This is a genomic window from Nostoc sp. UHCC 0302 (assembly GCF_038096175.1).
Lineage (GTDB): Bacteria > Cyanobacteriota > Cyanobacteriia > Cyanobacteriales > Nostocaceae > UHCC-0302.
This window is the reverse complement of sequence record NZ_CP151099.1, coordinates 7176621-7190381: the sequence shown is the minus strand read 5'-3', so window position 1 is coordinate 7190381 and position 13761 is coordinate 7176621. Positions and strand designations below refer to the sequence as shown.

The 13761-nt window shown below is 41.5% G+C and carries 11 protein-coding genes; 8 read left to right on the top strand and 3 right to left on the bottom strand.

What is annotated here, in order from left to right:
• Positions 1 to 254 precede the first annotated feature (254 nt).
• Together dps and WKK05_RS31045 are read right to left on the bottom strand one after the other, a co-directional pair.
• Positions 255 to 827, bottom strand: a complete 573-nt coding sequence (gene dps / locus WKK05_RS31050; RefSeq protein ID WP_341526847.1) for a DNA starvation/stationary phase protection protein Dps — start codon at positions 825 to 827, stop codon at positions 255 to 257.
• A 115-nt stretch (positions 828 to 942) separates the two neighbouring features.
• Positions 943 to 1995 carry an aldo/keto reductase gene (locus WKK05_RS31045; protein WP_341526846.1) on the bottom strand — a complete coding sequence of 351 codons (1053 nt, stop codon included), beginning with the start codon at positions 1993 to 1995 and terminating at the stop codon, positions 943 to 945.
• Positions 1996 to 2156: 161 nt separating this feature from the next.
• Here WKK05_RS31045 and WKK05_RS31040 point away from each other — a divergent pair, with 161 nt between their 5' ends.
• Positions 2157 to 2762: a Uma2 family endonuclease gene (locus WKK05_RS31040; protein ID WP_341526845.1), complete on the top strand. Its 606-nt coding sequence runs from the start codon at positions 2157 to 2159 to the stop codon at positions 2760 to 2762.
• 155 nt (positions 2763 to 2917) lie between these two features.
• Here the strand turns inward: WKK05_RS31040 and WKK05_RS31035 are convergent, their stop codons facing one another.
• Positions 2918 to 3829 (bottom strand): AraC family transcriptional regulator, encoded by a 912-nt coding sequence (locus WKK05_RS31035; protein ID WP_341526844.1) that lies wholly within the window; start codon positions 3827 to 3829, stop codon positions 2918 to 2920.
• A gap of 175 nt (positions 3830 to 4004) precedes the next feature.
• Here WKK05_RS31035 and WKK05_RS31030 point away from each other — a divergent pair, with 175 nt between their 5' ends.
• The 7 genes from WKK05_RS31030 to eboE all read left to right on the top strand — a co-directional run bounded on the left by WKK05_RS31030 (position 4005) and on the right by eboE (position 13721).
• Positions 4005 to 4415 (top strand): DCC1-like thiol-disulfide oxidoreductase family protein, encoded by a 411-nt coding sequence (locus WKK05_RS31030; protein WP_341526843.1) that lies wholly within the window; start codon positions 4005 to 4007, stop codon positions 4413 to 4415.
• Complete coding sequence (locus WKK05_RS31025; RefSeq protein WP_341526842.1) at positions 4415 to 4672, top strand: hypothetical protein; 258 nt, start codon at positions 4415 to 4417, stop codon at positions 4670 to 4672. Before WKK05_RS31030 ends, WKK05_RS31025 begins: the two co-directional genes overlap by 1 nt.
• A 221-nt stretch (positions 4673 to 4893) precedes the next feature.
• Positions 4894 to 6747 carry a malto-oligosyltrehalose trehalohydrolase gene (treZ, locus tag WKK05_RS31020; protein WP_341526841.1) on the top strand — a complete coding sequence of 618 codons (1854 nt, stop codon included), beginning with the start codon at positions 4894 to 4896 and terminating at the stop codon, positions 6745 to 6747.
• A gap of 115 nt (positions 6748 to 6862) precedes the next feature.
• Positions 6863 to 9661, top strand: coding sequence for a malto-oligosyltrehalose synthase (gene treY, locus WKK05_RS31015; RefSeq protein WP_341526840.1), 2799 nt, complete (start codon positions 6863 to 6865; stop codon positions 9659 to 9661).
• A gap of 154 nt (positions 9662 to 9815) precedes the next feature.
• On the top strand, positions 9816 to 11351 hold the full coding sequence (locus tag WKK05_RS31010) for a trehalase family glycosidase (protein ID WP_341526839.1): 1536 nt from the start codon (positions 9816 to 9818) through the stop codon (positions 11349 to 11351).
• Positions 11352 to 11442: 91 nt separating this feature from the next.
• On the top strand, positions 11443 to 12423 hold the full coding sequence (locus tag WKK05_RS31005; RefSeq protein WP_341526838.1) for a CorA family divalent cation transporter: 981 nt from the start codon (positions 11443 to 11445) through the stop codon (positions 12421 to 12423).
• Positions 12424 to 12476: 53 nt separating this feature from the next.
• On the top strand, positions 12477 to 13721 hold the full coding sequence (gene eboE, locus WKK05_RS31000; RefSeq protein WP_341526837.1) for a metabolite traffic protein EboE: 1245 nt from the start codon (positions 12477 to 12479) through the stop codon (positions 13719 to 13721).
• Positions 13722 to 13761 lie beyond the last annotated feature (40 nt).

Here is a 13761-nt window from a genome sequence, read left to right as displayed (position 1 = left end):
CGATTCATCGCGTCTCTACAAATTGGCTATTTGTCATATTCTTTTTTCAAATTGGTATTAGACTTAACTTTGAACTATTTCAATAGTAAAGTATGTACATATAAATGAAAAGTACGCACTAAAAAGTGGCGTACTTACCAAAAAGATACTACTAGGTTTGAGAATAAGAGTCAGGAGTTAGAAGGGTTAAATATTCTGACTTCTGATTCCTTGAATCGACAAGATTGAAAAGTCAGTTTATTTCTCAAAAGTGCTTATCTTACAGCAGCAGTTGTCTTTTGAGTTTTAGTAGCACCCGCTGCACCATTCTCTGCTTTAATTTCGGCAACTTGCAAATGAGCCTCTAAGAACCAGAGTCGCTTATCAATGGTGCGAGAAATTTCAGTGTAAAGGTCAGCGGTATCGAGGTCGCCTAATTCATCAGTTTTAGCGATCGCTTCTCTAAGATGTTTAGCATAGGGTGCAAAACGATCTGCCAAAGCTGTTACATGATCTTTGCCATCCAAAATATCAAAGGGATACTCTGGTAAAATTGAATTGCTAGCAGCAGCACGAGCTGTTCCTAAAGCGTATCCACCTAAAGCGGTGACGCGTTCGGCTACCATATCGATGTACTCTTCTAATTCAGTAGCAATTTCATCAAATAATTCGTGCAACTGATAGAAGTCAGTTCCTTTAACGTTCCAATGCGCTTGCTTTGTCTGAGTTTGCAGATCCAAAGTAGCAGCTAAGGTTTTGTTGAGAAGTACCACGATTTGCACCCGCGCTTCGGCTGGGATGTCAATGCGGGTAGGGTAAAGACGTGATGCTAGGGTGTTGTCGCTCATGTTTCTATCTAATGCCTTCTGTTAACTAACTTTACAGATAATCGTTGGTTATGCGAAACTCTCTGGTGATAGAGGGAATTAATGGCTGAATGTGTTACTGTTTAAGACTATTGGGTTAAATGCGGTGGTTGTCGATTGTGCTAAATGTGCCACCAAAAAGGCGATCGCGAATCGTATCGTTTGCCAAGAAGTCATGGGGAAAACCTAGTTCAATTCGGCTGACTTCATCCAAGCGTTGCAGATGTTCTGGGGAAAGGGTGAGATCAAGAGAAGCTAAATTATCTTGAAACTGACTCAGCTTACGCGCCCCAACAATCGGGATAATCACGCTACTTTGAGCGCGTAACCAAGCTAGTGCTACCTGTGAGGGTGAATGACCAATTTCTGCTGCAACTTGGCTGACTACCTCAGCAATTGCTAAACTGCGTTCTGAAATAGTTCCTGCGGCTGCATTTGCTAATCGCGCCTGTTCCGCGCCTGCTTGCGGAGGCTTATTATACTTACCTGTTAGGACACCACCACCCAAGGGTGACCACGGCGTCACTGCTAAATCAAAGGCTTTTGCCAATGGCAGTAAATCTCGTTCTGGTGTTCGTTGAATTAAACTATACTCTATTTGCAGCGCTACAAACTGCGTCCATCCTTGATAATGGGCGATGGTATTGGCTTGGGCAATAATCCACGCAGGTGTATCAGAAATGCCAATATAGAGTACTTTACCTTGACGTACTACATCATCAAGCGATCGCAACACTTCTTCTACTGGTGTGGTGAAATCCCAAGCGTGCAACCAGAATAAATCAATATAGTCGGTATTCAAACGTTTCAGGCTACCTTCTAACGATTGAATCAAGTTCTTGCGATGATTACCACTAGCATTAGGGTCGCTCTTATGCTCATTCATCCGTAAGGGAAAAGAATATTTAGTAGCAACTACAAAACGTTCTCGTTCTTTAGCAATGAACTCACCGACAATTTTTTCACTGCTCCCATCGGTGTAACCGTTGGCAGTATCAATGAAATTGCCCCCCGCTTCCACAAACGTGTCAAAGATTTTACGGCTTTCGTCAACAGATGCACCCCAACCCCAGTCTTCACCAAAGGTCATGGTTCCCAAAGAGAGTTCAGAGACTCTTAACCCGCTTTTGCCCAAGAGTTTGTATCTCATGAATATTTTCTCACTAGTGGAAAAACTCAGCAAATACCATTCCAAGGGAATGATACAGCAGAATTCAGAAATAGAGACACTTCAAACAGCGCATCTGTACAGAATTCAGATTGAATTTTTAATTGCTTACAATAAGGCTACGTCAAGTCAAAACAAGACCTATGACCTACACCTCTTCTAAACTACTTACCTTCGAGGAATTCATAGCCCAATATGGTGACAACACACGCTACGAACTAATCGACGGAGAACTAAGGGATATGGAACCTACAGGCCCCCATGAAGCTGTTGCAGGTAGTATCGCTGGTAAAATCTATGTCGAAATTTTTAATTCTAATTTCAACTGGCTAATTCCAAAAAATTGTCTGATAAAACCTCCTGCTGCTGAAGCCACAGCGTTGCGTCCTGACGTAATTGTTTTAGATAAATCAGAACTTAATAAAGAACCACTTTGGCAAAAAGAACCTATTATTTGTAACGGCAGTACAATTAAGCTTGTTGCTGAAGTTGTCAGTAATAATTGGCAAGATGATTATGCAAGAAAAGTTGAAGAATATGCTTTTCTTAATATTTCAGAATATTGGATTGTGGACTTTCGCGGCTTGGGTGGTTTGCAATTTATCGGCAATCCCAAACAACCTACCTTCACTGTTTGTCAGCTAGTTAACGGTGTATACCAGCAGAAACAATATCGCTTAGGAGATACTATTTCCTCTTATCTCTTACCAAATTTACAGCTTAAGCTCGACGACATTATGTATCAGTAGGAGTGAGGTAGGGAGTGAGAGCAGAAGAGACAAGAGGAATAAATACTGAGCAATGATTTTTGAATCTTGTACAGACGCGTAGACGCTCGAAGGGCAGCTTCTCGTAAGAGTATAATCGCGTCTCTGACTTTTGACAGACGCGATTAATAGCGTCTTTACTGGCTGACTTTTTCTCTGTAGGCTTTGGGCGTTATACCTATTAATTTGCGAAAGACATTTGTAAAATGACTCTGATTGTGAAATCCCACTTGCTGGCAGATTTGCTCTATTGTGATTTCAGTCCGAGATAATAGCTTTTTTGCTTTTTCAATTCTACAATTCAGCACATATTGATGAGGTGCAAAACCGATTGACTGTTTGAACAAACGCGAAAAATGATACATACTCATGCCGACGACATCCGCAATTTCAACTAATGATAATTCCTTCTCTAAGTTCTCGTGAATATATGAGATTGCTTGCCGTAGCTTTGTTCGCGAAAGACCCTTATCTTTAGAAAGTTTTGCACTTGTTTCACTAAATGCACAATAGTGTCTGAGCAAGTGAATGCAAAGTGTAGTTGCTAGAGATTCGATATAAATTAGACTACCCATACCATCAGATTCTAATTCTGACTTAAGTGCCAAACCAATTTGTTGAATTAGAAGATCGGGTCTAGCAAAGTGTGGTATCAAGTCAACATCTTGAAAATCTCCTGACTCCAAGATAGCACGAGTGAAAAAAGCTGGTTCTAGAGTAATAAGTAGAAATTTACCTTCTGACTGCCAGCGCGATATGTGATGAGTATTGGCGGGAATAACTGCAACATCACCATTGATGATATTCTCATACTGGAAGCGTCCGTCTAGTACCCGCTCTGCTTTTGTTACATTATTTTGGAGGCTAATGGCGATAATATGCTGTTGGCTGGAGTGTTCGGGAGTTTCATGAGCAGGTTGTTGATGATGATCTAAGCGAAAACCTTTCCAAGATGCATGGTAACTAGAAAGCAGCGGCGATCGCGGCAGTATTTCTGAACAAGCATCTTGATGAGCAAAATCAACAGTTAAGATTTTCTCTTCTGGCATCCTTCTCACTCCAGAAATTATTATGGGTTAAGGTGTAAGTGTATACTTAGTTTGTAAAATAAGCTGGGTACTTTTTCTGCACGGTGGAAAATTAAGTTTACAAAAAGTAACTTAATTTTATCTATTATAGATAAAGCCAGCGATTTAAAGCTAGAAGTATAAAGCTTTTGTTTGTATGAATTATTATGTGATTTACGATGGCAATTGTAATCTCTGCGTTACCTTAGTGCAGTTATTAGAAACCTTAGACCAAGGAAAACTGTTTCGCTATGCTCCTATGCAAGATGAGCAGACACTTTCTCAGTGGGGAATTACTGCTCAAGATTGCGAACAGGGTATGATTTTAATCGATGGCAATCAACCGCAAAGACGTTGGCAAGGCAGTAACGCAGCTGAAGAGATTGGGCGGTTATTACCTTTGGGAAGTATATTTGTAGATGCTTATCGGGCATTGCCTGGAATTAAATGGGCAGGCGATCGCTTTTACGAACAAATCCGCGATAATCGTTACACCATCTTTGGTAAGCGTTCTAGTACTTATGAATCTTCATACTGCGTGGATGGTAACTGCAAAATAAATAACTAATGCAAGTACGAGCGATCGGGTTAGAAATGCATAATAATAACGCTTTAACTGAGATTGATTCATCTCTAGAAGAAATTAGAGATTTAGAAAAAAGTTTGAGCGATCTTTCTCAGAGGATGCTGATTGGGGTTGCCTTTAAATATGGTAAAGATAGTTATGAATATGTCATGGCGGGTGGTGTTCGTAAAAGCGATGCCTGCGGCGGGCTACGCATTCGCAGAAGCACAGCAACCCGCTTAAAAGCACGTGCTAAGTAGGGGCAGGGGAGCAGAGGAGAGAATAAATACTGGCTCCTGACTCCTAACTCCCATAGATAGACTTTTTTGCTAATAAATTCAGCCTTCAGGTGCTAGCGAAAAGTCTGGCATACCAACCATTATGCTATCTGGCGTGGTTGTAAACAGGGTGCAATTAAGCGCACTTAGACTCATGCCACAATCTGACACAACAGATTATCTATCTATTGGGAGGATACTGCGTGAGAATTGGTGCTAACTACTTGGGTAACGGAGAGTGCGAGTTTACAGTTTGGTCTCCGCTATTAGATAGCGTTGCGGTGCAGGTTTTGACGCCAGAACCGCAAGTAATTCCGCTGAAACCTCAAGCAGAGGGATACTGGCAGACGAAAGTAAATGATGTCTATCCTGGTACGCTTTATAAGTATGTAGTGAATGAGCAAGATGCCTTTGCTGATCCGGCATCGCAGTATCAACCCGAAGGAGTTCATGGCCCATCTCAAATTATCGATCAACAGTTTGAGTGGACAGATGAAGCCTGGACTGGCGTTCCTTTGGAGTCGATGATTTTATATGAACTCCACGTTGGCACATTCACCCCTGAAGGAACATTCACAGCAATCATTCCCCGCCTGCAAGACTTAAAAGAACTGGGGATTAACGCGATTGAAATCATGCCCATTGCCCAGTTTCCTGGAGATACTCATATTGAGCCGTCTTTGGCATACCGTAACTGGGGTTATGACGGGGTTTACTCTTATGCTGTGCAAAATTCCTACGGTAGTCCAGCTGATCTCAAGCAACTAGTAAATGCCTGTCATCAACACGGTATTTCTGTAGTGCTGGATGTAGTCTACAACCACTTTGGCCCAGAAGGTAACTACATGGGTCAGTTCGCGCCCTACTTTACTAAAACCTATAAGACGCCGTGGGGCAACGCGATGAATTTCGATGATGCCTTGAGCCAAGGTGTGCGGAATTATTTCATCGAAAATGCACTTTACTGGTTGCGGGAATTCCACATTGATGCATTGCGGCTTGATGCGATTCAGGCAATTTATGACCTGGGAGCCAAACACTTTTTGTGGGAACTGGCTGAAGCAGTTCATAACTTCTCGCAAGGGCAACAAGGGCAAAAATGGAAACGTCACTTAATTGCTGAAAGTGACTTAAATAATCCGCAAATAATTCGTCCAGCAGAACTGGGTGGATATGGTCTTGATGCTCAGTGGAGTGATGATTTTCACCATAGTTTGCACGCACTTTTAACAGGCGATCGCTTAGGATATTATCAAGATTTTGGGCAATGTGCCAACTTGGCAAAAGCTTACGAAGATACTTTTGTCTATGATTGGAAATACGCTCCCCATCGCAAGCGATATCATGGCATATCTTGTCGCGATCGCCCTTTATCACAATTCGTGGTATGCATTCAGAACCACGATCAAATCGGCAATCAAATGAAAGGAGAACGCCTGACTGAGCGTCTTTCTTTTGAGGGATTAAAATTAGCAGCCGGGGCTGTCTTGCTGTCACCAAATCTCCCGCTGTTATTCATGGGCGAAGAATACGGAGAAACTGCACCCTTTATTTACTTTGTCAGTCACTCCGATCCTGATTTAATTCAAGCGGTTCGCGCCGGACGTAAACAAGAATTTGAAGCGTTTCACTATGCAGATGATCCACCAGACCCAGAATCAGCAGAAACCTTTTTGCGTTCTAAACTCAATTGGGAATTACGCAACCAGGGACAGCACAAAATATTACTAGATTGGTATCGCCAATTAATTAATTTACGCCAGACACATCCAGTACTTCTCAACAAAGACCGTAACTTCATTCAAGCTAGCAGCGATGAAGATAAGCAGTTAGTTTTTGTGCGTCGTTGGAACGAATCAAGTGAATTGATATTTGTGCTAAATTTTAATTCGTCTCCAGTCACAACTGCCCTGCCGATTCAACGCAATGCTCAAAAACAATTAGACTCCGCAGATAAATCATGGTCTGGGCCTGGTTCTGAAGCACCTGAACATTTAACTACAGGGCAAGAAATAAAATTGCAACCCACTAGTGTGGTGTTGTATGAAGTTAAATGAGGCTGATTGATTAAGCAAAGGATTTTATCTTTGTGTCTTGGTGATTAAAAAATAATTTTTCCAACACAAAGGCACAAAGACAAAAATAAAAATTAATTACTAAAAATCAACAAATATGCGAATTCCCACCGCAACTTATCGAATTCAGTTTACACCTCAGTTTGGCTTTGAAAACGCGAAAGCGATCGCAGCTTATTTAGCAGATTTAGGTATCTCCGATTTTTATGCCTCGCCGATTTTTAAAGCACGAATTGGTAGTACACATGGCTACGATGTGGTGGATGCCACTCAACTAAATCCCGAACTTGGAACTACCGAATCGTTTGAGGCATTAGTCAGCGAACTCCAAGCTTTGGGTATCGGTTGGTTGCAAGATATTGTGCCGAACCACATGGCTTATAGCAGCGAAAATCCCTATTTAGTGGACGTATTGGAACACGGGCCAGATTCTAGTTATACCGACTACTTTGATATTTGTTGGAATTCTCCGTTTGCAAATCGTGAAGAGCGAATCTTAGCTCCGCTTTTGGGAGATTTCTACGGTGAATCTCTGGAAAAGGGAGACATTCAACTACAATACGAACAAAGCGGTTTAACTGTGAATTATTACAGCTTAAAACTGCCGCTGCGGTTGGAATCTTACACAAAATTTATCACCTCAAATCTGGGCAAACTAACGCGGACATTAGGACGTAATCATCCCGATTTTATTAAACTATTAGGGATTCTCTACATTATTAAAAACGTTCCTTCAGAGGTGGCTGGAAAACAGCGACAAGACCAAAGTGCATTTATAAAAGGATTGGTCTGGGAACTCTACAGTACAAATGATTCTATCCGCGAATTCATCGACGAAAATATCAAAACTTTCAATGGAGAACCAGGTAACTCAGATAGCTTTAACCTGCTAGATGATTTACTCAAAGACCAGTTTTTCCGTCTTGCCTTTTGGAAGGTCGGGGCAGAGGAAATGAACTACCGCCGTTTCTTTACTGTTAATGAGCTAATTTCAGTTAAAGTTGAAGAATTGCGCGTGTTTAACAACACTCATAGCTTAATTCAAAAGCTTGTTGAAGAAGGCAAATTTACTGGCTTACGAATTGACCATATTGATGGACTTTATAATCCAACCCAATATTTAGAACGTCTGCGCGAAAAGACTGGGGGTGTTTATATAACGGTAGAGAAAATTTTAGAGGTTACCGAAGATTTACCGGAATATTGGGAAATTCAAGGGACATCTGGATATGACTTTTTAAATTATGTAAATGGCATATTTTGCCAAACAGAAAATCAATTAGCCATTGATAGAATTTACCAGAACTTTATCGGTACGAGAGTAGATTATCAATCGCTGGTGAAGGATAAAAAGCAGTTGATTCTAGATAAGAATTTGGCAGGTGACCTTGATAATCTGTCTGTCTTATTAAAGAATATTTCCAGCAAATATCGGTACGGCAATGACTTTACATTGAATGGTATTAAACGGGCGCTGGCAGAAGTTCTCACCCTGTTTCCTATTTACCGTACCTATATTACACCCGATGGAATTACAGATGGCGATCGCGCTTGCATTCAAGAAGTAATTCGTCAAGCCAAAGAACAAGCCCCCCGCTTGCAGCATGAACTGAACTTTATTGAAAAGGTAATGGTACTGGAGTTTGATAACTCTCTGACTCAAACAGAACGCGAGCAATGGATATATTTTGTATTGCGGATGCAGCAATACAGCGGGCCGTTGATGGCAAAAGGTGTAGAAGACACCACCCTATATGTTTACAACCGCTTGCTGTCGCTCAATGAAGTGGGAGGTAATCCCGGTCATTTTGGCATTTCTGTAGCCGACTTCCATACCTTTAACCAAAAGCACCAAGCAAGCTGGCCGCATACGATGAACGCTACAGCGACTCACGACACCAAGCGCGGTGAAGATGTGAGAGCAAGGTTAAATGTGTTGTCAGAAATTCCAGAAGAATGGGATGAGCAAGTAAACACTTGGAGCGCAATTAATCGCGGACATCGCAACGACCGCCAAGGATTTGCTATACCTGATCGCAACGATGAATATTTTTTATATCAAACGCTGGTAGGAGCCTTTCCTTTTGCCGAACACGAACAATCATCCTTTGTAGAACGCGTTAAGGACTACATAATTAAGGCAATTCGGGAAGCCAAAGTCCATACTGCATGGTTGCGACCTGATAGCGAGTACGAAGAGGCGTGTATCTCTTTTATCGAGAAAGTACTTAACCCGGACTTATCCAAACAATTTCTCGAAACCTTTCGACCCTTTCAGCAGAAGATTGCAGACTATGGGATATTTAATTCCCTTTCCCAGACTTTACTAAAAGCCATTGCACCCGGCGTACCCGACTTCTACCAGGGAACAGAACTCTGGGAACTGAGTTTAGTTGATCCAGATAACCGTCGTCCTGTGGACTTTGAACAGCGACGTGGTTATTTAAGCACCATTCGGGAGCAGATCAAGACAGATATTTTAGGATTAATTAAAGAGTTGCTGGCGCACAAAACGGACGGCAGAATTAAACTGTTTTTAACGGCTCAAGTACTCAAAGCCAGAGCAGATTATCTGTCATTATTCCGGGATGGCGAGTATCTGCCCTTGGAAATTCAAGGAACCCATGCCAATCACATCATCGCCTTTGCGCGACGGTTCGAGAATCAAACAGCGATCGCGATCGCGCCTCGCTTTTTAACTAGTCTTATCCAGCCTGGAGAAAATCCGCTAGGTGATTTGGTGTGGCAAGATACCCACTTACAATTACCCACCGGAAATTCTTTCACCTGGAACAACGTCTTAACTCAGCAACCATTACAAGCCAAAGAAACACTACCAATCAGCGCCGCCCTCGCGCATTTTCCAGTGGCCTTATTGGTTAGTACTGCTGAGTAGGGAGTAGGGAGTTGTACAGACGCGATTATACTCTTACGAGAAGCCGCTCTTCGAGCGTCTACGCGTCTGTACAAGAGTCAAAATTAGTTATTCTCCTTGTCCCCCTCCCCCTGCCCCTCAGCCCTTGCCCCTGTCTCCTTGCACAATTGATGTTATGACTGCTAAATCTCCCACGGACAGTTCTTCGACACTCACTACTGCACAAATTGACGCGGTACGGAGCCATATTAAACGAACATGGAAAACGTTAACGCGATCGCACGAACAGCTAGTACAATCTGCAAAGGATGCCAAACTAGCGCATAAGGCAGATGCTGCTTGGATTGTCTACATTTCGCCCCAAGAAGACTGTCCCAATGTTCAGTCAGTGTTAGAGCGATCGCTTTCTACCAAGGATATGCAACGGATTGAAATTCGCACTTTGCCAAGTGAAGCCGAAGCAATTAAGGATGAAGATCATGGGTTGCTATATCTGCCAGGGGCTTATGTGGTTCCCGGTGGTCGCTTTAACGAAATGTATGGTTGGGACAGCTACTTTATCTTGCTGGGACTGTTGCGAGATGAAGAATGGGATTTGGCGAAAAGCCAAGTCGATCAGCTGCTCTACCAAGTGCAGCATTACGGCACTATCCTCAATTCCAACCGGACTTATATGCTGTCGCGATCGCAGCCGCCTGTTCTCAGTATGATGGTTCTGGCATTCTTCCAGCACACCAAAGATGAAGAGTGGTTGCGGGCAACGATACCGCTATTAGAGCAGTTTTACTACTACTGGGTAGTACCGCCTCACTTAAATCCGGCTACAGGATTGTCCCGATTCTATGCTTTTGGGGAAGGCCCTGCGCCAGAGGTCTTGTTTTCTGAACAGGATGAGCAGGGAAGAAGCCATTATGATCGCGTCAAGGAGTACTACCAAACCCATGAAATTGACGATTATGATGTCAGTCTTTACTACGACCGCGAAAATGACGAGCTGACTAATCTTTTTTACAAAGGCGATCGCACTATGCGGGAGTCCGGCTTTGATATCACCAACCGATTTGGCCCTTTCAGTGTTGATATCCTCCACTACGCTCCTGTGTGTCTGAATAGTCTGCTATATCAGATGGAACTCGACCTAGCACAAATTAACGATATCTTGGGGAACGAAGAATCGGTAGAGCAATGGCGTGAACGCGCAGATATACGACGCGATCGCATTAATCAGTACCTTTGGGATGAAGAAAAGGGGCTTTATTTAGACTATAACTTCCAGAACGGTGAACGCCGCCGCTACGAATTTGCCACCACTTTTTATCCCTTGTGGATGGGACTTGCCACGGAAACGCAAGCCCGACGGGTCGTTGAAAATCTCTCAATATTTGAAGCACCAGGAGGAATTTTCACCAGTACTCACGTCACAGGTAACCAGTGGGACGCCCCCTTCGGCTGGGCCCCTCTGACCTTGATTGCCGTGCAGGGGCTTTACCGCTATGGGTATCATGCAGAAGGCGATCGGATTGCCCACAAGTTCCTGGCTATGGTGGTTAAAGAATTCCAGCGTCATAAAACCCTAGTTGAGAAATACGATGTTGAACGCTGTTCTGCCAACGTCTCTGACGAAATCTCCTTTGGCTACAGTTCCAATGAAGTCGGCTTCGGCTGGACTAATGGAGCAGTTCTGGAACTCCTGGCAGCATTAAATTTATAGGGCAATATGTTTTAGTTTAGATAATTTGCACTGCTGATATCATCTGTAGAGACGTTGCAATGCAACGTTTCTACTCAATTAGAATTGCTATATGCTAATTCTCCTTACCTTTTCTCAGAATCACCTAGAATTATTTACGGGTAAAGATGTCGATACGGTACTGAAAAGGATTGATAGTTCTCATAATATTTGGTTGCGTTGTCTTCACTTCCGCGATCGCACTGGAACGGCCAAGATTATCAAGCACTTTGGACTAAATCCATCTCGTGTTGATATGATTTTTAACCATTCACCTATCGGAATTGATGAAGACATAGAAGATTGTTTACTTGACAGCTATGAAATCCTCACTCATAAAATAAAAAATCGAGAGTTTCAAGTAGCACGTGGCAGTATCGTGGTTGGAACTGGTTTTATCATAACATTTGAAATCACTGAAGTAAAAATACTAACCACATTAAGTAACAATATTGTCAAGGGAACTATAGATATTCAGAGTTGGGGAGTTGATTATCTTTTATATCTTATTTTTAAAGATATTTTGAATAATTATCATACTGTCTTTGACTATATTTCTAGACAACTTGATGATTTAGAAGATGAAGTTTTAGAAAATTATGGTGATGAATCAACTTACCAAAAAATTGCCAGAATGAGGCAATCTACTCGTGCGGGACGCCGGAACTTTCAAAGTATTAAATCCCTTCTAGCTATTATGGATTATGAAGATTTCCAATGGCTCACCCAGCCAGTCAAAGAATTATTTAATCAAGAATTGGTTCATCACGTTGATAATCTATCGCAAGAATATCAAGCTTTGAGAGCCTGGATGTCAGAATTAATGGAAATTCAACGTGATAGTATTGCCAGCAAAACCAGTGAACGAATCAATCGCCTAACTCTTCTTTCGGCTGTATTCTTACCAATTACTTTCATTGCTGGTGTCTATGGTATGAACTTCAAATATATGCCGGAATTAGATCAACCTTGGGCTTATCCTCTTGTTATGGTAGTGATGATATTAATTGTGATTGGTAGTATTGTCTATGCTAAACGACAACGTTGGTTGTAGCATCTATTAACTTATATATTAATAAATACTGTTATAGGATATTCAGCTAGAAAATGAAGATTACAAAAAACAGCAATTTCCACTTAACTTATTGCACCAATATTCATCCTGGTGAAAGTTGGTTTGAGGTTTTTGCTAATTTAGAAAAATATATTCCTAATCTCAAATCACGTTTATCACCTGAAGCGCCATTCGGTATTGGGTTGAGGTTATCTGATGTAGCTGGCAAACAACTGTTAGAAAGTAATAACTTAGCTCAATTTAAAACGTGGCTAACTCAACAAGATTTATATGTTTTTACCTTAAATGGATTTCCATATGGCGGATTTCATCGACAGATAGTAAAAGACCAAGTTTATGCACCAGATTGGTCAAAGCAAGAACGGTTGAATTACACGTTAAACTTGACACAAATTTTAGCAACTCTGTTACCAGAAGGTCTTGATGGCGGAATTTCTACATTGCCTTTATCTTATAAACCTTGGTGGGGACAAGACCAAGCATCTTACGAAACAGTTTTGAAAGATAGCTGTTTTAATTTAGCTAAACTTGTAGTAGAAATGATTCGTATCCATGAGGAAACAGGAAAGTTATTACATATTGATTTAGAACCTGAACCTGATGGATTAATTGAGAATACCTCGGAAATAATTAGTTTATTTCAAGATTGGTTATTACCAATTGGCGGTAATTATTTATCAGAGAAATTAAATATTGATCAGAATCTAGCAGAAAATAAATTGCTAGAACACGTTCGGATTTGCTATGATACTTGTCATTTTTCAGTTGAATATGAAGAACCACAATCTGTATTTATGCGTTTGCAATCAGCAGGAATTAAGATTGGCAAAATTCAAATAAGTGCGGCAATTCAAGTAAAGCTACCTGCTGATGTTGATAAGCGTAGTTTGATAGCTGAACGCTTACGCCCTTTTGCTGAATCTACTTATCTCCACCAAGTAATAGAACGTCAAACTGACGGTACACTACATCACTATCCAGATTTAGTAACTGCCTTACCACACTTAGAAGAATCTCTAGCTGAGGAATGGCGGACTCACTTTCATGTCCCAATTTTTATTCGAGATTATCAAATTTTGCAATCTACGCAAGATGATATTGCTACTGTTTTACATCTACTGCAAAAAAATCATGCTTGCCAATATCTAGAAATTGAAACTTACACTTGGGATGTATTACCATTTGAAATGAAGTTAGATTTGCTGACTTCTATTCAACGTGAATACGAGTGGATATTAACAGAACTTGCAGATAATCCTGGCTCGGAATTATCCTGATTACTGACTGAGCTCGTTATTATTGCTGGTCTCAATATTT